This window comes from Pedobacter chitinilyticus (genome assembly GCF_003313385.1).
GTDB classification, from domain to species: Bacteria; Bacteroidota; Bacteroidia; order Sphingobacteriales; family Sphingobacteriaceae; genus Pedobacter; species Pedobacter chitinilyticus.
This window is the reverse complement of the sequence record NZ_QMHN01000004.1, coordinates 112,194-135,604: the sequence shown is the minus strand read 5'-3', so window position 1 is coordinate 135,604 and position 23,411 is coordinate 112,194. Positions and strand designations below refer to the sequence as shown.

Genomic DNA, 23,411 nt, shown 5'->3' with positions numbered 1-23,411 from the left:
GGTTAAACTCCAATTATTTGTAGAATATATTTGAGCCACAGATACACCCATTTTCAAATTTCAACTTCAAAAAATAAACCCAATGCGGGCCTTTAAACTACCCATACATTTCTATTTAATCTGTGTATTTGTGGTGATGTTTAAACAAACAAAAAGTATTGGATGCACACCACTAAAATCAGAAAAAGTGTTTCGTAAAACCACCTCTTTTTTGCGTTTGAAAAATAGTAGGCAAGCAATATGGCACCAGATGGCACACACAGCACAAAATGTGCTACGGTAACGCCTCTTTTGGTGTAAAAACTAACAATGCTGATGACGAACATAAAAAACAGCATTTGAAAAGCTTTACGGGTACTGATAAAGCTCCTAAAGAAGTTTTCCCGCAGCTGAATCACTGCCATGATCATGATTAAACCTACAGGGATAAGTACCAAGTAATCGTTATAGTTAATTTGCAGGTTGATTGGAAACTTATTGGTTAAAGGCTGCCAAATATCAAAAAAACGATCGATGCTATCGTTCCAATAGTAAAAGACAGCCACAAACATAAAAATGGTCAAAAATCCAATGATTCCAGAAACCCATTCCCGCCAGTTAAAAGGTCTGTACAACAACAAACTGAGCCACAACATCAACAACAACATGATGAAGGGAAAGTAAATCAATGTGCCAATAGCAATCACCATCCCCGAATCAAACATAATGCTCATGGCGTTTGAAGTTTTGGCAAGTTTTAAAAACTTATCGATCACCACTATCATCAGGAAGTTGCAAATTAATGCTGGGCTAAGCACCAAAAATTGCAGAAATAAACTCGTTCCCGAAATGTACATCAACGCAGGCAGGTAACTCGGTTTATTTAACAAACCATGGTTATTGATAATCCGATTGAAAATTAAGGCTTGCACCAATACGACTACCGCAGCAAAAAAAACATTGGCTTCTGGCGATAGCGCATTATTGGGAATGTTGATGAAAAACTTGGTGTACGATTCGAGTATTTCGAAATTAAGTTCGGCAGGTAAATTGAAAAAGATAGCCAACCGCATTAAAACGGTATAGGCAACCAATAACAATAGGTTAATAGGGTGTAAGCTTCTAAACTGATTAATCATGCCAAATTACGAAGGCAAAGTAAAGAAATTTATCTGGCAAAAGTGTTTACTGCATTTGCAATAATTGCAGCAGTCTCGTCTGGGAAATCAAATTGATGCTCTTGCGGATTGGCTACAAACTCTTTCAAGATAGGCACCCAATTACGGTTACTTCCCCAAATGACAGGCAATCCGAATTGTTTTAAAGCATAGGCATTGCACTGTTGTTCGTATTGAAAACGCATTGGCGCTACCAACAACTTCTTGCCCAAATGTAAAGCTTCAGCTGGTCCTTCAAACCCACCACCTGTAAAAACACCCTCACAACTCGCCATGCTTGCATTAAATTTTTCGTTATTCACTGGCTCTACAAACACATTTGCATCATGATAAGCTACCTTGGCATGTTTAGAGAAGACTTCCCAGCGTACTTGCGGAATTTGTTTCAACACATTTACCAAATCCTTATCATCAATGGCGGGCAAATAAACCGTATAATGTCCCTGATTAGAAGCAACCAACTGTCTAATTTCGCTTCTGATGACAGGTTTATAGATAAAATCGTCATATCTGTCAAAGTGAAAACCAATATGATGCGTAGTAGGTGCGTACCTGCTCAAAATAAGCTTTCCCCAATCAACGGTTTTAGGGCGTGGTACTTTTTTAGATTTAAATGAAGCTTGATGACTTAAGGATACACTTTCGATTCCCTGCAACTTACAAGCCCAGGCAGAAATGGGTTCAAAATCATTTAGGATAAGGTTGTAGTCCTGCAATGGAATAGATTTCATATCTCTCCTAAACTGAAAGAGGTCCATGTTTTTCCATGTTTTGTAGTGATCTACCCCACCCTTTTTCCCGAAGATAAAGCTGAAACCATGAAAGCGATATTTAATCTCATAAGCCAATTTCACATCAACCTGTGTGCCCGAGATCAATAAATCTACTTCGCCATGTTGCTGTAAAAGCGGGATAATTTCCCTTGCCCTGCTTACATGCCCATTGCCCGTTCCCTGTATCGCGTAAAGTATCTTCATTGGCTCCTAATATCAATATTTTTTAGGCACTAGCCAATTCCGAGTTTAATTTTTTGCAATAAAATATTCACGTCAAGCTTACCATGTAAGTCTTCACCATCCGAAAGTTCACCCAGTTCCACTTCATCCTTCTCAAAATTCTTGGCTTCGTATTTAAACACTTCCCATTGTCCGTGATTGTATTCTAAAGCCGTAAGGTTTTCTACCCAATCACCACTGTTCAAATACATCACTTCACCACCTTCGGCCAAAATATTTCTTTTTTCAGGTTGGTGAATATGTCCACAAACCACATAATGATAACCGTTCTCAATCGCCAGTTCTGCCGCGGTATCTTCAAAACTATTGATAAATTTCACCGCATCCTTAAACTTGGCTTTGATTTTTTTAGAGAAACTCATTTTTTCCCTTCCCAACAAATTCAAGCCCCAATTCACCATACTGTTCAATAAAATCAAACTGTCGTAACCAATGGCACCCAGTTTAGCCAGCCATTTAGAGTGCTGCATGGTCACATCAAAAATATCTCCGTGAAAAAACCAGGCCTTTTTTCCATCAATTTCCAAAATCAGTTTGTTTTGCAGGTAAAAAGATCCCAAGCTCATATCGGCAAACTTGCGCAACAATTCGTCGTGATTTCCCGTCAAATAGTACACATCCACTCCCTCTACCACAAATTTCATCAGCTTGCGTAAAATTTTCATGTGTGTTTCGGGCCAATAACGCTTGCTGAACTGCCAAATGTCTATGATATCGCCATTTAAAATCAGCGTTTTGGGTCTAATGCTTTTTAAGTATTTCAGCAATTCTTTAGCGTGGCAGCCATACGTACCTAAATGTACATCAGAAATAACCACAATTTCTACATTCCTTTTCTCCATAAATTATTTTGGGAACAGTAATTAATCTTCGTCTTCGCCAACAGTTAACTCGTACGGACTAAAGAAAAACGCCACAAAAACAATTAAGCATACCAATAGAAATAGTTCAAGCATCTTTTGAGAATATTATCTGATACAAAATTGCAGCACACTGATTAACTGATTGTTAACACATCATTATGTTTTTCTTGGATTTGGAAAAGCCAGGTCTGAAATTCTTGGCAAATGAAAGCCCCGCTATTTGCTACAATCTTTTTGTTTGGTGGTGTCATCCTGAGCGTTAGCGAAGGATCTGCTTAGTTAAGCTGTTCAGTAGCAGATTCCTCGTTCCTCGGAATGACAGCATAAAGTTTAACAAAAAGTATTTACGCCTCTATCGGGTTTATGTAACAACGTACATACACCAAAATTTTGCCCAAACCAACAGTAATACTTAATATTGAAACTCAACCGAACTAAAATGAGTGCATTTGCCCAGCAACCGACCTTAAAAACCAAAACACATTTTGAAATTTTAGATGGCCTGCGTGGCATTGCTGCCCTCGGCGTGGTGGTGTTCCATTTTATTGAAATGTACACGCCTCATCCTAAAGATTTAATCGCCCATGCCTATTTAGCCGTTGATTTTTTCTTCTGCCTTTCGGGATTTGTGGTGGCCTATGCCTACGATGACAGATTGCCCCAAATGGGATTAAAAACATTTTTCAAATCAAGGTTGGTTAGGTTGCATCCTCTAGTGGTATTGGGCTCTATATTGGGTTTGCTGGCATTCATTTTCGATCCTTTTGGCAACCAATGGGAAGCTTATAGCGGTTGGAAATTAATGGTGCTTTTTTTAGCATCCATTTTGATGATTCCTTATCCTATTATTGGCGAAAGAGCTTTCAATAATTTTGGTTTAAACGCTCCAGCATGGACACTTTTTTGGGAATATGTAGCCAACATTGCCTACGCATTGGTGTTACATCGCCTTAAAAGAATTTGGTTATTGCTATTGGCTATATTAGCCGCAATTGGCCTTTTCTATGTGGCAAATTCAGCAGGGAATATCAGTGGAGGTTGGTCAAAAGATAATTTTTGGCATGGTGGTGCTAGGGTTGCCTTCTCCTTTTTAGCGGGTATGTACATTTTCCGCTACCAGCTCATCATTAAAAATGGCTTAGGTTTTCCATTATTGGCGTTATTATTAGCCGCCAGCTTTTTTGTGCCTTTTAGAGACGAATGGAACTTGATTACCGAACCTTTGATGATTGTGGTTTATTTCCCACTACTGGTTTCTCTAGGTGCGGGGGCTACTTTAAATCCAACGCATCAAGGCGTTTGCAGGTTCTCGGGGCAAATTTCCTACCCACTTTACATTACCCACTATTTTGTGCTTTGGTCATTTGGAAACTATTACGGACAAGCCCAACCAAGTACGCAAACCTTGACATGGGTTATTCCATCACTCATTGCCATGCAGTTGGTAGTGGCTTATTTAGCCATGAAATTTTATGACTTACCGATTAGGAAATGGTTGTCACCGAAGAAATAATATTTTATTTTCAATAATATTTGAAAGTTTAGAAAATAAAATTACCTTTGAGCATGGAATTAGCAGAAGGTAAGCAAAAATTTATTGAAGCTTGGGGCAGAATAGGCTCTGAATGGGGGATTAATAGAACCATGGCGCAAGTTCATGCTTTATTGCTCATCAGTCCTGATGCCCTTACCACGGAAGAGGTAATGGACGAACTTAACATTTCCAGAGGAAACGCCAATATGACTTTACGTGACCTCATTAACTGGGGACTGGTAGAAAAACAACATAAACCAGGGGAAAGAAAAGAATATTTTGCCGCTGATAAGGACATTTGGAATGTAGCGAGGCAGGTAGCCAAAGAACGTAAAAAACGTGAACTAGAACCCATGCTTAAGGTTTTAAAAGAGCTTTCAACAGTTGAGGGTGATCAAAATGATAAAGCCTACGCCACGTTCAACAAATCGGTAACAGACATTAACAAGTTGGCCAACAATGCGGATAGGATGATTGACACCATGTTAAAAGCAGAAGAGAGCTGGTTTTGGGGTTCCGTCCTTAAAATATTCAAATAAACAAACAGTACCAAAGCCTTAACCAGCTTTATTTTTTAATTCAAACTTTCATTTTTTACTGAAACTTCAAAAAATAAAATCATGAAACCTTTAGCCAACCACGTGATTCTTTATGACGCCAATTGTCCAATGTGCAACATCTATACGGCTGCTTTTGTGAAGACAAAAATGTTGGATGTTAATGGCAGAAGCCCGTATCAGGAAATCCCAACAAATCTTTGCCCTTATGTGGATATGAACCGAGCTGTAAACGAGATTGCTTTGGTAAACAAGGAAACAGGGCAGGTGAGCTATGGCATTGCCAGCATCTTCAAAATATTAGGCAATACCATGCCTATATTTAAACCGCTGTTTGGTTTCAAACCATTTATTTGGCTCATGAGCAAATGTTACGCTTTAATTTCCTTTAACAGGAAGGTCATTGTTCCAGCCAAACCTAAAATAAATGAGCATTTACCAGACTTCAAACTTCAATACAGATTAATTTATCTCTTTTTAAGCTGGTTGACTGTAGCTTGCATACTAACTCATTATGCCAAAGCAATGAGTCCCACGGTGCCTTTGGGTAATGCTTATAGAGAATACCTGATCTGTGGTGGGCAGTTGGTTTTTCAAAGCATTATTTGTCTCTTTTATCGCCCAGCGAAAACTTGGGATTACCTTGGTAACATGATGACCATTTCATTAGCAGGAAGTCTTTTACTTCTTCCCATGCTATGGATTGGAAGTGTCTTCAATTTAAGTTCTCTGCCCTACATCGCCTATTTCATGTTCACCGCTGGTTTAATGCTTTTAGAACACTTAAGAAGAAGTAAAATATTGGAATTAGGCTTGTTGCTGAGCATTAGCTGGGTGGTCTATCGTCTTTTGGTTTTAGGTTTAATGATAACTCATATATAAAATGAAAAAGTTCAAAAAAATTGTACTTGCTGGCGGCAGCGGGTATCTGGGCCAGGTATTGGCGAAACATTATGGTGATTTGGCCAATGAAGTTATCATCCTGGCGAGAAGAAAACAAAAAGGAACTGGGAATATCATGTACATTAGCTGGGACGGAAAAACCGTAGGCGACTGGTGCGAACACTTGAGCAATGCCGACTTGTTAATTAATTTGTGCGGCAAGAATGTAAATTGCAGATATACCCAGAAGAACCAAACCGCCATCATCGAATCTAGGGTAACTCCTACGCTCCTACTCAACAGGGTGATAGAGAAAATTGAAAATCCGCCTAGGGTTTGGATCAATGTAACTTCTGCCACTATTTACCGACATGCTGAAGACCAGCCGCAAAACGAAATTGACGGCGAAATTGGTTACGGCTTTTCTATTGATGTTTGTAAACAATGGGAAGAAAGCTTTTTTAGAATCTCAACGCCCAAAACTAGAAAAGTTGCACTCCGTATGGGCATTGTTTTTGGTAGAGCTGATGGAGCGTTTCCTCGATTACTCAACCTTGTTAAAATTGGATTAGGCGGTCGTCAGGGCGATGGAGAGCAGTATGTAAGCTGGATACACGAACAGGATGCGGCATTAAGCACACAATGGATTTTGGAAAACGAAAGCATCAGTGGCATTGTAAATTGCACCGCACCAAACGCTATCAAAAACACGGAATTGATGAAAACAATTAGAACCACCTATGGAATTTCACTAGGCTTACCTTGTCCAACTTGGATGCTAACTTTTGGCGCATGGTTAATTGGCACTGAAACCGAACTTATCTTAAAAAGCAGGTGGGTTTATCCAAAGGTGCTGGAAGAAAGTGGATTTAAGTTCCAATATCCAACGATAGGAGTAGCGACTAGAGATTTGCTAAGTTTAAGGAAATAAAGTGATGACTACTTCACCTCTTCGTAGTCCACAAAGTCCCCTAACTTATCGGCGTTGCCTTTTTTCTTATCCTTTTGTGGCATGTAGTCTATAGAGATTGAACCCTCTGGACGGTTAGATCTTTGTTGTTGCTGCTGTTGAGCTTGTTTTTGCATATTGCCAAAGGCGTTTCTAATTACAGCAGGGAATATCATCCTTACCAGTAATCTAATTACCCATAAAACAATTATCGCTATTAATAGAAAATTTAATATGTATCCCATTTTTTTACTCTTATTACAAATATAGACTTTGCCTACAGCTTTTTGTTTCAAATAACGCTTTTCATTGCAATTTCATTACAATTCGAAATTAATGATATAACTTTTACTATAGCGAAAAAAGAACTTATCCTATTACTTAAGTGGTTCATTTAGATTCCCAAAAACATAATCACATAAACACATAGGTGTTTGATAGCGGATAATTCTTATCAACAGTCTTCCTCTACAATTTCGCAAACTCGACCGATTTGCCCATCTTCCAAACGTACTTTTATCCCTCTTGAATGGAACGTAGCCGAGGTCAATAAATTCTTAACTACGCCATAAGTTACATTCCCACTCCTTTGGTCTTTTTTAAGGATGATCCCCACTTCTAAACCTGGGTAAATATCTTTTCTATGCTGTCCTTGCATTTTATTATGTTATCAACTCCTGACCAATGGTTATGGGAGTTTGCTAAAATCAATTTGAGGTTTTTTATTGGTTGCTTTCCTGCTGAACATGGTTTTGGCAGGCGTAAAATGATTAAAGAAACCTCCGTTCATTAGATAAAAACTGTCGCCATCTAAGCCTCCAGCATAGTCCTTACGGTAATTTACATTGCCTGTGTTATCGACAGTAAAACGTGCAGTATTTAGAGAAATCCAGTTGCCTTTAGTATCGCACACCCACTGATTGTTAAACAACACTTTTCTGGAACGGTCGCCGTAAGCTGGAATAAAATTCTCCAAAAAAGAATGTGGTCTTTTTAAATGGGTTTGGGTTTTTGGTCTTTTAAAAGATGCCACCAATTGCCATTCGTTAAGTTCTGGAGCAAAAAAGTAAGCGGTATACGTGGTAGTGCTATCTTTAACGTTTGGACTTGGTGTAACCCGCAACAGAAACTTATAGGTATTCCCTGCTTTCCAGTTGTATTTAAGATAGCTCTGTCCACCCGAGCCTTCATTCCCAAATTCACCCGTGTGCACCTCTTTCCCTTTTTTTAACATCAAGATTTTATGGCTATCTGGAATATCTTTGGGGTTATCGGTGGTAAATGGGCTCCAAACAGAAAACAATACTCGCCTTTCGGTAGCGGAGTTCACTTGGATACCAAAATAGCCTTCACCAAACCCATTGGCCATAAAATACGAGCCGATGACATCTTCTCCCTTTGGTACCGTTAATTCATTGTAAAACCATTCCGCTTCGATTTGAGCTGGCAATTGATAATTCAGATGCACAGATGGGCCTCTTCTTCCCCAATGGAAAAAATTGCCTTCATTATTTTTTACATAGGATGTTTGTGCGGTAATGGCACTTCCTGATAAAATCAATCCTCCAATATCAGGGAATTTTCCGCCTGTCTTTTTCAGTCCTTTAAGGGTAATGGCTACGTAACCTGTATCCTTTATTTGCCATGAACCTATTTCTTTGGGAGTATCTTTTCCTTCTGCCACCTCAACCGTTTGGAATTTGTTGTTGATTCCCATGCTAAGCTGACTATTTCCTTCCACCTTGGTTATTTTATCAAAAGCTACTTTTAGTTCTCCAGGCTGTTTTAAACGAACGTACACCTTATAAATGATATTGCTATTATTCCAATTGGCAATTCCATTACGGGTAATGGTCTTATCATTTTCAATGTTGGTATAGGCGTTACCACCCATAGGGACAACAATTTGATATTCACTTTGTGCAAAAAGCAAATTACTTACACAAATCAATACAATGCTTAATAATTTCTTATTCATCTTATTTACTAAATCTTTCTTCAAAAACTTTTTCGAGTGCAAACATCTCGTCGCGCAAACGAGCGGCCAACAAAAAGTCCATCTCCTTGGCTGCTTTTTGCATATCCTTCCGAGATTTATCAATGGCTTTTTGCATCTCGGGTTTGGTCATATATTGTACTACTGGATCGGCTGCCATACTTACTTCGTCCACTTCTACATAAGCTTTTGCCCTTGCTTTCTGTTTCTCCGAAACTTCCAATACAGAGGTTTGCTCCATAATTTCAGCTTTCGATTTACCTACAGTTTTAGGGGTAATGCCATGCTCCAAATTGTAAGCAATTTGTTTTTCCCTACGTCGATTAGTTTCCGTAATGGTACGCTCCATAGAGTCGGTAATGTCGTCTGCGTACATGATTACTCTTCCCCTATCGTTACGGGCTGCACGACCAATGGTTTGGATCAACGCTCTATCTGAACGTAAGAAGCCTTCTTTATCGGCATCTAAAATAGCCACCAAACTTACTTCTGGCAAATCTAGCCCCTCTCTCAAAAGGTTGATCCCTACCAAAACATCAAACTCTCCTAAACGCAATCCCCGTAAAATTTCTACCCTTTCTAATGTTTTTACTTCGGAATGGATATAACGACATTTGATATTCAATCTGTCCATGTATTTGGTCAATTCTTCAGCCATGCGTTTGGTCAACGTAGTCACCAAAACTCGGTCTCCTTGTTTGATGGTTTTATCGATTTCATCCAAAAGGTCGTCCACTTGATTAATGGCTGGGCGGATTTCAATTACTGGATCTAACAAACCTGTTGGTCTGATCACCTGCTCAATCACTACCCCATCTGATTTTTGAAGTTCGTAATCGGCTGGTGTAGCGCTCACATAAATGGTTTGAGGGGCTAAGTTCTCAAATTCTTCAAAGTTTAATGGTCGGTTATCCAAAGCTGAAGGCAAACGGAAACCATATTCTACCAACGACAATTTACGGGACCTATCGCCTCCGTACATGGCCCTAATTTGCGGCACCGTTACGTGGCTTTCATCAATCACCATCAAATAATCGTCTGGAAAATAATCTAACAAACAGAAGGGTCTCATTCCTGGTGTACGACCATCAAAAAAACGAGAATAGTTTTCAATTCCAGAGCAGTAACCCAACTCTTTCATCATTTCGATGTCGAAATTTACCCTTTCTTCCAAACGTTTAGCTTCCAGAAGTAAACCATCATTCAATAATTGATTTTTACGTACCTCTAGTTCTTCCTGTATTCCCCAAATGGATTGGTTAAAGCGATCTTTTGGTGTAACGAAAAGGTTAGCTGGATAGATCGCGATGTCCTCCAGTTTTTCAATGGTTTTTCCCGTTACTGGGTCAATGGCAGACAGTTCTTCGATATCATCTCCAAAGAAAGAAATGCGGTAGGCATGGTCCATGTAGGCTGGATAGATATCGACAGTATCTCCTTTTACACGGAAAGTTCCACGTTTAAAATCATTGATGGTACGGGCATATAAAATTTCCACCAGATGGTGTAAAAAAGCATTTCTACTTACTCGGGTACCTACGCCAAAGCGATATACCGATTTCGAAAAATCTTCGGGATTACCCATACCATAAATACAAGAAATGGAAGATACAATGATCACGTCTCTGCGCCCCGAAATTAAGGCCGAGGTAGATCTCAATCTCAATTTTTCTATTTCCTCATTGATCTGTAAATCTTTTTCAATGTAAGTATTAGTGGTGGGCATGTACGCCTCTGGTTGATAGTAGTCGTAGTACGACACGAAGTAGTTCACTGCATTTTCGGGGAAGAACTGTTTCATTTCGCCATATAGTTGCGCCGCCAAAGTCTTGTTATGACTAAGGATCAACGTTGGCCGCTGGGTTTGTTCAATTACATTGGCTACCGTAAATGTTTTACCTGAACCTGTTACTCCTAAAAGGGTTTGATAGTGGTCGCCAGCATTCACGCCTTCAACCAGTTGGGCAATTGCTCCAGGTTGATCGCCAGTGGGTTTATAATCGGAAATTAGTTTGAACTTCATGATGAACAAAGATACGGTTTAAGGATTAACCTAAATATAAGCAGTAAGTTTTTGTATTCTTTCGCTGCATAAAAGTTTCGTCATCTCGACCGCAGCTAAGCGAGCGGAGAGATCTTTCGATGTGCAATTAATATGTTGTTAGATTTAACTCTGTTGATTTTCAATTCTCCTATCGTCGAAATGACGAGTGCAAAACCTCGCAAAAACGAATACTAAACAGCTACCGCGATCAAATGTTATCAAAAAAGAAAGTCCCGCAGGAGCGGGACTTCAGGTATAATCAAAGCATAATTATTTCCCTTTTTTTACTTCAAACTGCATTGGATTAACGCCTTCCGATTGTCCCCGGCCTGCGGCTTGGGCCGCTTTAAACATTTGGAATTTAGATGGCGCAGCTTCTACCGCTCCCCAAGTGTTGTTACTTTCATTGATATCGGCAGTTTCGCGAAAAGGATCTACTTTAATGGCTGCCACTTCTTTATCTAAAGCATAAAATTTAGAGGTTTTCAATTCGTTCAGCCTCCATATTTGTGCGGGTATTCTATCTACGGTTTTGGTACCATCCTTAAAAGTAAACTCCACAATAATTGGCATTACTAAACCGCCTTTATTGCTAAAGTTAAGTTCATAAAAATGTTTGTTGCTATATTTTGCTTTTTCTTCACTCGTAAATTCTTCTGCAGGCAATCTTATTTCCTTGGTTTTCACCTTACTGCTATCTACCTGCACCAAACCTCTGGCATATTTCCAGTAGAAATCACGGGCTTCTAAATCTTGATCGGTATAGAACTTAATTGTTTTGTCTTCTCTGTTTCTTTGCTTGCTAATATCGTCATCGGTTAAGATAGGTTTACCCACCATTGGTTTTTCTGTTTTAGTTTTTGCAGGTTGAGGAAAATCAGCTTTTGCATATTTCACTTCATCTAAAGAGATATCGCAAACATCGGTACTGTAAAACCAGCCTCTCCAAAACCAATCTAAATCTTCACCACTCGCATCTTCCATGGTTCTAAAGAAATCGGCTGGTGTGGGATGTTTAAAAGCCCACCTTCTCGAATATTCTTTGAAAGCATAGTCGAAAAGCTCGCGGCCCATAATGGTTTCACGAAGGATATTTAAACCCGTGGCAGGTTTAGCGTAAGCATTTGGACCAAACTGCACAATGTTTTCTGAATTGGACATGATGGGCTCCAGTTGATCTTTTGGTAATTGCATGTAAGGCACAATGGCATAAGCTGGGCCACGTTTGCTCGGGAATTTATTGTCCCAAGATGATTCGGTTATAAACTGTGTAAAAGTGTTCAGTCCTTCGTCCATCCACGACCACTGACGCTCGTCGCTATTGATGATCATTGGGAAAAAGTTATGTCCCACCTCGTGGATAACTACACCGATCATTCCGTTTTTTACGGTTTCGCTGTAGGTGCCATCTTCATTGGTTCTGCCATAGTTGAAACAGATCATCGGGTATTCCATTCCGTTTGCAGCTTCAATACTTTGCGCTACTGGATATGGATAAGGAATGGTAAAATCTGAGTAGGTTTTGATGCTGTGCGCTACCACTCTGGTAGAATATCTGCTGTAAAGATTGTAGGCTTCTTTTCCGTAGAAACTCATGCAAAGTACATCTTTGTTTGACATCTTTTGGTTCATGGCATCCCAAATGTATTTACGAGAGGAAGTCCAAGCGAAATCCCGAACATCTTTAGCGTGGAAAATCCAAGTTTTTTTAGCGGTCGACTTCTTCGTTTCAGCAGCTTTTGCTTCGGCCAAGGTTACAATTTCCACTGGTGCCTTAGCCGCTTTTGCTGTATTAAATCTCGATAGTTGAGTGGGCGTAAGTACTTGGGCGTAGTTTTGGCATTCGCCTGTAGAACCCACTACATGATCTGCTGGCACGGTCATTTGCACTTTGAAATCGCCGAAGGTTAAAGCAAATTCGCCTCTGCCCGTAAATTGGTGGTTCTGCCATCCCTGAAAATCGCTGTAAACACAAAGACGAGGATACCATTGCGCCATGGTGAACAAATAGTTGCCATCAGCTGGGAAGTACTCGTAACCACCCCTGCCGCCTTTTGCAATCCTGTCCACAATTTTGTAATTCCAATCGATATTGAAAACGAATTTATCTCCAGATTTTAGCACTGGCGTTTCAATTCGCATCATGGTTTTATTAACCGTGTATTTTAGACTTTTACCTTGTGCATCGGTAATTTTTAGGATATTAAACCCAAAGCCGTTGTCAGCTGTTTTTAGTTCGAAACCCTCCACCTGTTTATCCGTTGCGCTTTGAGGCATTTTAGTTGCACTTTGGTAATTGGCATTTTTAAGGTTGTTATGCTGATTTTCATCGAGCTGGATCCAAATGTAGGTAAGTGGATCTGGCGAATTGTTGTAATAGGTGATGGTTTCGCTTCCTTTTAAAGTTTGCGTGTTTTCATCCAGTTCGCATTTAATGTCGTAATCGGCACGTTGTTGCCAATATTTTACTCCAGGAGCACCGCTTGCTGTACGCTGTTCGTTAGGCGTAGGTAATATGGTGCCTAGCTGTTCAAACTTGTTTCCGTGGTTACTTCCTGGATTATTTTGGATGTTTTGTGCCATAGCAGCCGAAGCAAGTAAGGTAGCACTTAAACAGAAACCGTAAAATCTTTTCATTTGTTTTTTATTTTAAAAAGGTATTCGCTGCAAAGCCATTTGCAAAGCTAAGGCAAAAACAGCGGACGATACAAATATGACCCAATCTCTTTGTCGTACTTTGAAAAAATACAGGAAGATCCCTGAGATCAACATGGTTAAAACAACAAAAATAATCTGTCCAACTTCTAGCCCTAAGTTGAAGCCAAATAAACCCCAACCTATATATTGGTCTTTTGCCAGCATCATACGGACCGAATTTGCAAAGCCCATTCCATGAATTAAACCAAAAAACAGCGCCAAATAGTAATTCAGTTGTACATTTTTTTTCCGTTTGTCGTTCTTAAACAGGTTGGCAATTGCCGTGACAAAAATGGTGCATGGAATTAAAAACTCTACCCATTTGCTATCAAAGCGGATGATATCGAAAGTACTTAGGGCTAATGTAATAGAGTGTCCAACCGTAAATGCAGTAACCAATATCAATATTTGCTTGACCTGTTTAGAGGTGTAAACCGCAATAAGTGCCAAGATGAATAGTTGATGATCTAAAGCATCTAAACTTACAATATGCGACCAACCCAGCTCAAAATAGAATAGAAAATCGGAAAACGACATGTAGGATTTTTAATTTTAGCTAGTTAATTGAACCTAAGTTAGGTTCTTTCTGTTACTTTTAAGGCTTAGTTTAAAAAATGAATCCAATATTTTCAAAATTGTTACTTGTTTTACTGCTTCCTTTCAGCTTTTCTCCAAAAGAAGAAGTAAAAAAACATCCTTTTCACGTCAGCAACACTGAAGTTGCTTACAACGCTAAAAATAAATCGCTAGAAATTACTTGTAAAATTTTTACGGATGACTTTGAGAATGTATTGAGCAAGCGATTTAAAAGTAAGATCGATCTGTATTCGAAAAGCCAGGAAAAGGAGATGAGTGCTTTTGTGAAAAATTATTTAGAAAGCACTTTGAAATTCGTTATCGACGAAAAATCGATGAAGTACAATTATTTAGGTTTCGAAAATGATCACGAAGCCACCAATGTTTATCTTGAAATTGGGAACTCTGCCGCTTTTAAAACACTAAGTGTTGACAATAGTATTTTGTATGATTTGTTTGAGGACCAAATGAATATTCTCCACGTGGAGAAAAATGGCAATAGAAAAAGCACCAAAGCAAGCTTTCCAGAAAGGAAGATGGCTGTTTCTTTTTAAGTAAATTTCCCTCTCGTAGAGGGAGTGCCAATGGGGCAGTGTTTTAGGAGATTCAACCTATCTTCCTCCCCCTACCCCCTCAAAGAGGGGGATATGCAAAATGCTTAAAGCGCTATGTTTCCCCGCTGGAGGGGAATTAAAGGGGGAGGAAAAACTCTTTCCCATATTCGCACCTCATATGATACCATACATCTTTGATATTTACAAGTCTAACAAAAAAAGTCCCGCAAATGCGGGACTTCACAAACAATATTAACTATTAACGGATGATTTTTCTATTGAAAAACTCTAACATAGTCTACAATATATTTCTGTGGGAAAACGGTGTTGGCATTTGGTGCGCCTGGCCAGTTTCCACCAACAGCGAGATTAATAAGTAGGAAATAGGAACGTCTGAACTCATCCTTATTTGCACCAGTGGTATCAAACGTGTAAAACTCCACATTGTCTACATACCATTTTAAAGAAGCAGCGGTCCACACTAAAGAAAATACGTGGAACTTATCGTAAAAGTCTCCTGAAGTTAACGTAGTTGAACCTCCAATGTATTTGTGTCCACCGTCCTCATAATGCACGGTACCATGAACGGTATTGTCTTTTCCTGGGCCACCGCCTACCATTTCCATGATGTCAATTTCTCCCGAAAACGGCCACGGCGAAGTACGGATGTTTGCGCCCAGAGCCCAAAATGCTGGCCAAATTCCTTGCCCTTTAGGCAATTTCGCTCTAAAATCGATACGACCATAAAGGAAGTCTTTTTTGTCTTGTGTGGTTAATCTTGAAGAAGTATATTCTTTTCCACCATAGGATTCTTTTTTAGCGGTAATGGTCAAATAACCATTATGTACTCTGGTGTTCTCTTTACGATAGTATTGTAACTCCCAGTTGCCCCATCCTTCTACGCCATTGCCTTCTTCAAAGTTCCAAAATTTGGTATCTAAAGCATCGCCATTAAATTCATCTCGCCAAACAAGGGTCATTCCGGGATAGCTTTCAGGAGAAATATAGCCCGTGTTATCAATCACTTCATCTATATCTACAGTTATTTTTTGGGTCAACTCAATCGATTTATCGCTCGATGAATATGCGGTTACCTTTACGGTGTAAGTTCCTCCTTGGGTATAAATGGTTACCGCTTTACCATCGTTAGACTTAATGCTCTCATTGCTGCCTTGACCGAAATTAAAGAAGTAACGATCTGCGTTCGTTGCCGTGGCTACAAAGTCAACTCTACCTGAGCCATCAGTACTTACAGTGGCCACCAATTGAAGATTGCTTGGCTCAACAGCCTTTGCCTCTTTTTTACAACTTAGGCTCATGGTCAGCATCAAACCCATAAGTAACCAGTTTCTAAACAAGCTTATCTCTACTTTCATCTTTCAGTTTCTTTATATTAACAATTTAGGCAATTACTCTTTCACAAAAAATGGAATATTAGCAGTCGCTACCTTATTCTTTCCATCTTCTACATACACAAATAAACGGTATGCCCCGCTAGTTTTTGGTGCGGTAAGGCTAATTTTTCCGTTGCCTTTATTGGTATGCACCATTTGTAAAGCTGTTGGTTTGTCCTCATGATCACCGCCCTCTCCTACTTTGGTTGCTTCGGGGAGTAATTCCCAACGGTAGTTCAAGCGGTCATTGTCTGGATCTGTAGCCATTACTTCTGCTTCGTAATTCACTCCTGGTTTTAAGTACACGCTTTGGTTAGCTTTTTGGTTGTTTAACAGGAAACCATACAAGTGCGGTGCTTTGTTTTTTGGAAAAGCTCCTTTCCAAAGGTAATGCATCATGTCTACCACTTCATTTTCTTCGCCTTTGGCAGTAAAAAGACCATACCAAGTAGGTGTTCTTTCTTGCTTTTGACCCCATAAAAACACGTAAGATCCTAAGCAATTGGTTTTATCTCTTTCGATACCATATTGGTAACGGTTTTGATAAACAGCTGCTTTTTCAGTGCTTGTTTCTTCTACGGGAGCATTCCAATCTGTTTGTAAACCTTCCCAATGGCCTGTAGGCCCCCATTCGGTCACCATATAAGGCCCATTCCAACCCGCCGCTTTAATTTTTGCAGGAAGCTCTGCCAAGCCACCATAAGTATTGATGGCCAAAAGCTCAATGGCTGGTGCAGTAGCTTTAATGTGTTCTATTTCTTTTTTGTTGACACCTGCCAATACGGTAGTCACCAAATGGTTAGGGTCAACTTCCTTAATCATTTTGGCAATGTCGTTAACAGCCTCCCATACCTTTGGATTTTTGTACGATAGGTTAAGTTCATTCCCAATGCCCCAAGTTAATAGTGCTGGATGGTCTTTGTATTTCAGCACCTCTGCTTTCACTCGCTCCAACTGCTTTTTAACTGCAACGGGATCATCGTAATTAAAACCATGACGTTCTGCAGTAACAGGTAGGCCCATCATCACGGTTAATCCGTTTTTTTGAGCAGAGTCTAGAATGCTTTTTGCACCATTGGTGCTCCACGTACGAACAGAATTTCCTCCGTAGGCTGCCACTTTATGGTAATAAGAAGTGCCGCCAGCACCTTTAACGAAATAGGGTTTGCCATCTCTAAGTAGCTCGAAACCTTTTTCGGTTTTTTTCACTTCCACTTTTAACGGCTGAAGCGGCTCGTTACTTAGCTTTTTTTCGGCAGCAAAAAGATTGCTACAGACTGCCGCACATATGACAATAGTGCTATAAAGTTTTTTCTGCATATTATCAGGATTAAACCTGTGCATTAAAATTTCCCCCATCGCAGGGGGAAATAAAATGCCATTTCTATTAAATTTTTACGGATTAGGAGTTAATTTTCTGTTTCTCTCCATTTCTATTTGAGGGATAGGGAAAAGGTTATAGCTTTCTTTATAAACCCTGTTCTCTAATACTGCCTTGGTATAGGTGATAGAACCATTGGTGTTTTTAATCACATTCATTCTGTAAACTGGACCGTTAAAATAGGTCATTCCAGTTTTCCAACGGCGCACATCATAAACACGTTGTTCTTCAAAACAAAGCTCTACTCTACGCTCATTACGAATTTTCTCTCTCAAAGTGATTTGAGAAAAGTTTCTGGTAATTGGCGGCAATCCACCTCTTGAACGTACTTTGTCTAAAGCATCATACACTGTACCATCTGGTCCACTAAACTCATTTTTAGCTTCTGCATAGTTTAACAATACTTCTGCATAACGCATGTAAATCCAATCGTTATCTCCTCCTTGGTACACCGCATCAGCAGTCATATTTTTTTCGTCGATGAACTTGCGCAAACCATAACCAGTTTTAGTTCTATCGCCATTGGTACGGCTATTGGCATTACCATCAGGAAAAACTGCAAGATCAGCACTTTGGAAAGTTTCTACCGTAATGCCTTTAAATTGTGAACCATTCATCAACATGGCTTTGTCTAAACGGGTATCACGATTTGCATAAGGATTTTGTGGGTCATATCCAGAACCAGGCTCATCAGGACGTAAGCCTGTAGTTCTCATTTCAAAAGCATCTACCAAGTTTTGTGTGGCATGAAAAGCACCCCAGCCTCCCCAACCTGTTGGGGTGAAGCTCATGTGCAACATCCAAGCACTTTGGTGTGTACGATTTGGACGACCGAATTTTTTTGCAAAAATCACTTCCTTGTTACCAGCTTTAGTCATGAATAACTGATAGTAATCTGGATGAAGATCATAAGTTGCAGGTGCCAAAGCCATCACTTGTTGCGCTGCTTTTGCGGCATCATCCCATCTAGAAACAATGTTATTTGGGTTATTTAATGGACTCGCATGGTAAAGCAATACTCTTGCTTTTAAGGCTAACGCTGCTCCTTTTGTAGCCCTACCCAATTCTGCATCTGGATAACTTGGTAGTAATACCGCAGCTGCCTCATCACATTCTTTAATGATAAATGCCACACACTCGTCGTAGGTATTTCTAGGTACTTCCAAATTATCATTCACGTTTTGCTCTGTAGTGATCAAAGGAACACCACCAAACGATTTCACTAAATCTGCATAAGCAAATGCTCTTAAAAATTTGGTTTCTGCCTTTAAACGGTCTCTCAATGCTGTATTAGTGGTAGGTACACCGTCAATACGGGCAATCAGGGTATTTGCCTTTCTAATTAAGCTATAGTTAACCGCCCATAACTGCGTGCCTTCCGAAAAGTGAGCGTTTAGGTCTCCCGCTTGCACTCTGTTCATTGGCAAATCATTGTGACCTTCGATATCATCTGTCATCATATCCAAGTTAGAGAAACCACGTGCCCAATCTTGGTCGTAACCAAAATCTCTACGCTCAAACCCACTTAACAAGGAGCCGTAGATATCGTTAACAAACTGATTGGTTAGGGTGATATCTTGAAAAACAGCTGCATCAGATACGAAATCGATTGGTTTAATATCCAATAGACCTTTTTTACATGAGAAAGTTGTAAGCGTAATTACCATTACGCCGACCAACCATTTATATCTTTTGTTCATTTCTTTTCTTTTAATAGTAATCATATCGACGATTGGTAATTAGAACTGTATGTTAACCCCAAAAGTGTAAGTCTTTTGTTGAGGATAATATCTACCGATACCGTTTGTATTCTCTGGATCGAGGTTAATCAAATCGGTAATGGTGAACAAGTTCTGTCCTTGAGCATAAACTCTCAGGCTATTGGCCCCAATTTTAGACAACAATTTGTTTTTAAGGGTATAAGCAAACTCCACATTTTTCAACCTGATGTAGCTAGAGTTTTGCACCCAAAAACTGCTTACCAAATAGTTGTTACCGTTGGTGTTTAAGGTTAAGCGAGGAAGTGGTGCATCAGGACGAGCTGGAGTCCATCTGTCTAACCATTCCGCATTTACACGACCTCCATTGTGGAAAGCCCATGCCGCATTTTGTGTGTACAATTGTTGAGATTGGGCCGCTCCCTGGAACAAGAAGTTCAATTCAAAACCTTTGAAATTCACCCCGCCATTAATACCATAAAGAATTTGTGGTAATGAGCCGTTGCCTAAATAAGTGATGTCGTCATCATTGATTACTCCATCACCGTTAATATCTTGATATTTGATATCACCAGGGCCTGTAGAACTTAAATATGCCGTATGTTTTGGTGAAGCTGCGTAATCTGCTGCATCTTTAAAAATGCCTACTGCTTTGTAACCATAAATCCCACCGTTTGGTCTTCCTGTAATACGTCTATATTCAGGAATATTAGAAGCTTCTGCCGCTTCTACAATTTTGTTTTTTGCGTAAGTGAAGTTACCTCCAATGAAGTACGACAAATCATTAGTTAACTGTTTGGTATGGTTTAACACTAACTCAAAACCTTTATTGTCAACAATACCGAAGTTTTCAGCAGGCAAAGCAGCTCCAAAACTCAATGGAACAGATAATGACCTTGTCGCTAAAATGTCTTTTCTTCTTTCTTTAAAAACAGTGAAATCAACACTTAGTTGGCTTTTAAAGAATTTAGCTTCAATACCAGCATCCATTTTAACAGAAGTTTCCCAAGTTAAATTTTCGTTGGCAATAGCTCCAGGGGTTAAACCTGTTACAAAATTACCACCAAATGGGTACACGTTAGGCACTAGGTTATAACGGTTGTAGTAACCAAAACGGCTTGGAATACGGTCGCTACCCAAAGTACCGTAAGAAGCTTTCAGTTTTAAGAAATCGATAAACTTTACATTTTGCATGAAATTTTCTCTGGTGATTAACCAACCCGCAGAAAATGCAGGGAAATAGCCTGTTCTTTCTTTTGGCGCAAAGTTCTCTGACTCATCTCTTCTTAAACTCGCTTGGAAAAGGTATTTACCATCGTAGTCATAGTTGACACGAACTGCAGCACTACGCAAAGCTGTTTTATCTTCGCCATCGCTCAATACCTCATTTAAAGCTGGACCGAAATTTAAAATCTGTAAAGCGGAACTTTCGTAAGAATTTCTAGCGCCATAAATTCCTGTGCCTTGATTTTGTTTTTGTAATACCAAAGCCAATGCAGAGATACCGTGTTTACCAAACCTTCTGTCGTAGTTAATGTGACCTTGCAATTCAGTGCTTTGTCCTTCACCGTATCCTTTAGAAAGCGATGATTTTGATTGAGAGTTCACGGTGTAAGTTCCATCATTATTTCTCACATAAAGTGGCACCCACTGATTCCAAATTTTATTTTGGTTGAAGTTTCTATCGAAAGCTAAAACTCCCTTAATAGAAAGTCCTTCTACACCTGGTATTTGTTGTACCACTTGAAAATTACTCATGAAATAACTCGCAGAATTTCTGTTGTAGCCGCTTTCTTCACTAATCAATGCCAGTGGATTTGGATATACACCTGGCGCCGCTAACAAACCGTTAGAAAATCTAGCAGGTTGCACTGGCGGGTTACGCATGGTGTGCTCAAAAATGTTATCGATACTTGCTGGCGGAGATTGTTTGTTCTCTAACCTGCCTGATAAATCAATAGAGATTTTTGTAGTAGAAGTAGCTTGGATATCCACGTTGCTTCTTACGTTATATCTCTTATAATTTAAAGAACTGTACAAACCGTCTTCGTTTAAATAACCGAAAGAGGTGAAGTATTTGATTTTTTCGCTACCACCTGCTAATGATAGGTTGTGCTGCATTCTTGGTGCAGTACCTCCAAGTACTAAATCCATCCAATCGGTATTAGGATTTGCGTCTGGATCAGTTCCATTTTTAAAAGCTTCCAAACGCTCCAATGAAAACTCTGGCGTTGCGTTTGGATTGTCGTTTAATTTCGCTTCATTGTATAACACGGCATACTCATAAGAGCCTAAAGCATCAGGCAGTCTGGTTACTTTAGAAAAGCCGTAGTTGAATGAATAATTGGTGGTAATTTGTCCAGCCTTTCCACGTTTTGTAGTGACCAAAACAACACCGTTAGCTCCTTTTACCCCAAAAATTGCGGCCGAAGAAGCATCTTTTAAAATACTTACGCTTTCGATTTCATTCGGGTCCATCTGACCGAAATCACGGCCAGAACGCACCACACCATCAATGACAAATAATGGTTCCATGCTACCACCACCAAAAGTAGAGTTACCTCTGATGTAGATTTGGGTACCATCAGCTCCTGGCTCACCAGAAGGTTGTTTGGTAATTACCCCAGGCGTACGACCTGCAAGCGCATTACTCAAATCTCCAACTGGTGTTTGAACCAATTGTTTATTGTTTACAGTAGATACGGAACCCGTTACATTACTTCTCTTTTGAGTACCAAAACCCACAATCACCACATCGTTAAGTGAGTTGGCACTCTCGTCTAGCACCACATTAATGGTTTCTGACTTGGTGATTAAGAACTCTTGAGTGGTCATTCCAATAAAAGAAAATACCAAGGTAGTACCAGCTTTAGGGACAGTAATGGAATACTTACCATCTGCCGTCGTAGAAACTCCGTTAGTGGTGCCCTTAATGATTACCGAAACTCCTGGAACTTCTTTGCCCAATCTGTCCTTCACCACACCAGAAACAGTAAAGTTCTGTGCGAATGCGCTCTGCAGCGCAAACGAACAAATTAGCAATACGATTAATAGTCGAATTTTTTTCATATTTATATTTGGTCTTTTAATTTCACAATACCGTTAACGGCGCACTATTTTTTCACGAAACGCATTTGGTGCACTGTTTCATTTGATTTTCCAGAACGCAATACCATTTCAGTAGCTGAAATAGAAATGATACGATAATTATTAGAAGCAACATCGGTTACACCAATAAATCTATCTGGCACATTACCTGGAATGGTGATGGTAGCAATCCCTGCACCTTGAACCGTTGTGCTAAAAGTAAAAGCAGAATCATAAGATCTATCTGCCGCACAACTGTAGTTTGGAGCAATATTTCCCGCATTAAAGGTTTGTCCGTTGGCTTTGTAACTTAACTTAAACGCGTTATTAGCAAAGCTGAAAGTGTAATCATCATCAACCTGACAATTGGCCAAAGCGCCGCCACCAAAATATTCTGCTGGGTTGTTCTCAGTACCTACGGTAATAGGCGCCGTTGATGCTGGGTCTAGCTTCCAAGCATGTGCTACCAACTGTTGGAAAATAGGATTGTTCAAGGTTGGCGTAAAATCATCTTGGTCTACCACCACTGGCTGTGTAGCGATGTCATAGCCCCCTTCACCGTAAGCATAAAGCTTTACATTGTAGGTTCCTTTAGAAATGAAATAAGCTTCGGTAGAAGCACCCGCAGGTTTAGGCCCTTCGTTCAAGCCAAAATCCCATTGGTAACGGTAAGCATTTTGAGAAGTGCTTTCTAATAGATAGGTATTTACTTTGCCCTGTACTTTGGTCACCTTAAAAGATGCTTTAGCAGGAGTTCCTAATTTATCGGCATAGTCTTCATCTTTACAGCCATAGCTTAAAAGTGTAAGACAAGCCAACAACAAAAGACAATGATGCCTTACAAACGACTTGTAGTTCATACGATTTTTATTATTTGGTTATCGGGTTAATTAACACAAATGTATTACCGATGGCTACCAAGCTCCAAATTTACAACCCCATCAAAACTACATCAAAACCGCTTAAAAAGCACCAATATAAAGGATTTCACCTACATCATTTGAAG

At 39.7% G+C, this 23,411-nt stretch carries 19 protein-coding genes; 5 read left to right on the top strand and 14 right to left on the bottom strand.

Features of this window, described 5'->3' with window-relative positions:
• Nucleotides 1-140 precede the first annotated feature (140 nt).
• Genes DUT70_RS13340 through DUT70_RS13330 form a run of 3 tightly spaced genes read right to left on the bottom strand, consistent with a single transcriptional unit; the run spans nucleotide 141 to nucleotide 3,015 of the window.
• The gene (locus DUT70_RS13340) at nucleotides 141-1,118 is read right to left on the bottom strand and encodes a DUF6427 family protein (protein ID WP_113647846.1); all 978 of its coding nucleotides are present in this window, start codon (nucleotides 1,116-1,118) and stop codon (nucleotides 141-143) included.
• 29 nt (nucleotides 1,119-1,147) lie between these two features.
• Nucleotides 1,148-2,134, bottom strand: coding sequence for a glycosyltransferase family protein (locus DUT70_RS13335; protein WP_113647845.1), 987 nt, complete (start codon nucleotides 2,132-2,134; stop codon nucleotides 1,148-1,150).
• Between the two features lie 29 nt (nucleotides 2,135-2,163).
• On the bottom strand, nucleotides 2,164-3,015 hold the full coding sequence (locus tag DUT70_RS13330) for a UDP-2,3-diacylglucosamine diphosphatase (protein ID WP_113647844.1): 852 nt from the start codon (nucleotides 3,013-3,015) through the stop codon (nucleotides 2,164-2,166).
• Nucleotides 3,016-3,475: 460 nt separating this feature from the next.
• On the opposite strand from DUT70_RS13330, the gene DUT70_RS13325 reads away from it, so the two are divergent.
• The 4 genes from DUT70_RS13325 to DUT70_RS13310 all read left to right on the top strand — a co-directional run bounded on the left by DUT70_RS13325 (nucleotide 3,476) and on the right by DUT70_RS13310 (nucleotide 6,940).
• Complete coding sequence (locus tag DUT70_RS13325) at nucleotides 3,476-4,549, top strand: acyltransferase family protein (protein ID WP_113648157.1); 1,074 nt, start codon at nucleotides 3,476-3,478, stop codon at nucleotides 4,547-4,549.
• Between the two features lie 53 nt (nucleotides 4,550-4,602).
• On the top strand, nucleotides 4,603-5,109 hold the full coding sequence (locus tag DUT70_RS13320) for a GbsR/MarR family transcriptional regulator (RefSeq protein WP_113647843.1): 507 nt from the start codon (nucleotides 4,603-4,605) through the stop codon (nucleotides 5,107-5,109).
• An 81-nt stretch (nucleotides 5,110-5,190) separates the two neighbouring features.
• Nucleotides 5,191-6,009, top strand: coding sequence for a thiol-disulfide oxidoreductase DCC family protein (locus tag DUT70_RS13315; protein ID WP_113647842.1), 819 nt, complete (start codon nucleotides 5,191-5,193; stop codon nucleotides 6,007-6,009).
• Nucleotide 6,010: 1 nt separating this feature from the next.
• On the top strand, nucleotides 6,011-6,940 hold the full coding sequence (locus DUT70_RS13310; protein ID WP_113647841.1) for a TIGR01777 family oxidoreductase: 930 nt from the start codon (nucleotides 6,011-6,013) through the stop codon (nucleotides 6,938-6,940).
• Between the two features lie 8 nt (nucleotides 6,941-6,948).
• On the opposite strand, the gene DUT70_RS13305 is transcribed toward DUT70_RS13310, so the two are convergent.
• The 6 genes from DUT70_RS13305 to DUT70_RS13280 form a co-directional block, all read right to left on the bottom strand.
• A complete protein-coding gene (locus tag DUT70_RS13305; RefSeq protein ID WP_113648156.1) occupies nucleotides 6,949-7,203 on the bottom strand; it encodes a DUF4834 family protein in 255 nt (84 codons plus the stop codon).
• A gap of 209 nt (nucleotides 7,204-7,412) precedes the next feature.
• A complete protein-coding gene (locus tag DUT70_RS13300) occupies nucleotides 7,413-7,616 on the bottom strand; it encodes a YwbE family protein (RefSeq protein ID WP_113647840.1) in 204 nt (67 codons plus the stop codon).
• A 30-nt stretch (nucleotides 7,617-7,646) separates the two neighbouring features.
• Nucleotides 7,647-8,936, bottom strand: coding sequence for a DUF3472 domain-containing protein (locus DUT70_RS13295; RefSeq protein WP_113648155.1), 1,290 nt, complete (start codon nucleotides 8,934-8,936; stop codon nucleotides 7,647-7,649).
• 1 nt (nucleotide 8,937) lies between these two features.
• On the bottom strand, nucleotides 8,938-10,977 hold the full coding sequence (uvrB, locus tag DUT70_RS13290; protein WP_113647839.1) for an excinuclease ABC subunit UvrB: 2,040 nt from the start codon (nucleotides 10,975-10,977) through the stop codon (nucleotides 8,938-8,940).
• 291 nt (nucleotides 10,978-11,268) lie between these two features.
• Nucleotides 11,269-13,635, bottom strand: coding sequence for a M1 family metallopeptidase (locus DUT70_RS13285; protein WP_162926625.1), 2,367 nt, complete (start codon nucleotides 13,633-13,635; stop codon nucleotides 11,269-11,271).
• Between the two features lie 12 nt (nucleotides 13,636-13,647).
• Nucleotides 13,648-14,232 (bottom strand): HupE/UreJ family protein, encoded by a 585-nt coding sequence (locus DUT70_RS13280; protein ID WP_113647838.1) that lies wholly within the window; start codon nucleotides 14,230-14,232, stop codon nucleotides 13,648-13,650.
• Nucleotides 14,233-14,309: 77 nt separating this feature from the next.
• Between DUT70_RS13280 and DUT70_RS13275 the strand changes: the two genes are divergently transcribed.
• Nucleotides 14,310-14,825 carry a DUF6702 family protein gene (locus tag DUT70_RS13275; protein ID WP_113647837.1) on the top strand — a complete coding sequence of 172 codons (516 nt, stop codon included), beginning with the start codon at nucleotides 14,310-14,312 and terminating at the stop codon, nucleotides 14,823-14,825.
• Nucleotides 14,826-15,100: 275 nt separating this feature from the next.
• On the opposite strand, the gene DUT70_RS13270 is transcribed toward DUT70_RS13275, so the two are convergent.
• From DUT70_RS13270 to DUT70_RS13250, 5 genes are all read right to left on the bottom strand, one after another.
• Entirely contained in the window at nucleotides 15,101-16,201 is a 1,101-nt protein-coding gene (locus DUT70_RS13270) for a family 16 glycosylhydrolase (RefSeq protein WP_113647836.1), read from the bottom strand.
• A 33-nt stretch (nucleotides 16,202-16,234) separates the two neighbouring features.
• Entirely contained in the window at nucleotides 16,235-17,539 is a 1,305-nt protein-coding gene (locus DUT70_RS13265; protein ID WP_162926624.1) for a glycoside hydrolase family 2 TIM barrel-domain containing protein, read from the bottom strand.
• 75 nt (nucleotides 17,540-17,614) lie between these two features.
• The gene (locus DUT70_RS13260; RefSeq protein ID WP_162926623.1) at nucleotides 17,615-19,300 is read right to left on the bottom strand and encodes a RagB/SusD family nutrient uptake outer membrane protein; all 1,686 of its coding nucleotides are present in this window, start codon (nucleotides 19,298-19,300) and stop codon (nucleotides 17,615-17,617) included.
• A gap of 39 nt (nucleotides 19,301-19,339) precedes the next feature.
• Nucleotides 19,340-22,387, bottom strand: a complete 3,048-nt coding sequence (locus DUT70_RS13255) for a SusC/RagA family TonB-linked outer membrane protein (protein ID WP_113647833.1) — start codon at nucleotides 22,385-22,387, stop codon at nucleotides 19,340-19,342.
• Nucleotides 22,388-22,431: 44 nt separating this feature from the next.
• Entirely contained in the window at nucleotides 22,432-23,265 is an 834-nt protein-coding gene (locus DUT70_RS13250) for a hypothetical protein (protein WP_128353364.1), read from the bottom strand.
• Nucleotides 23,266-23,411 lie beyond the last annotated feature (146 nt).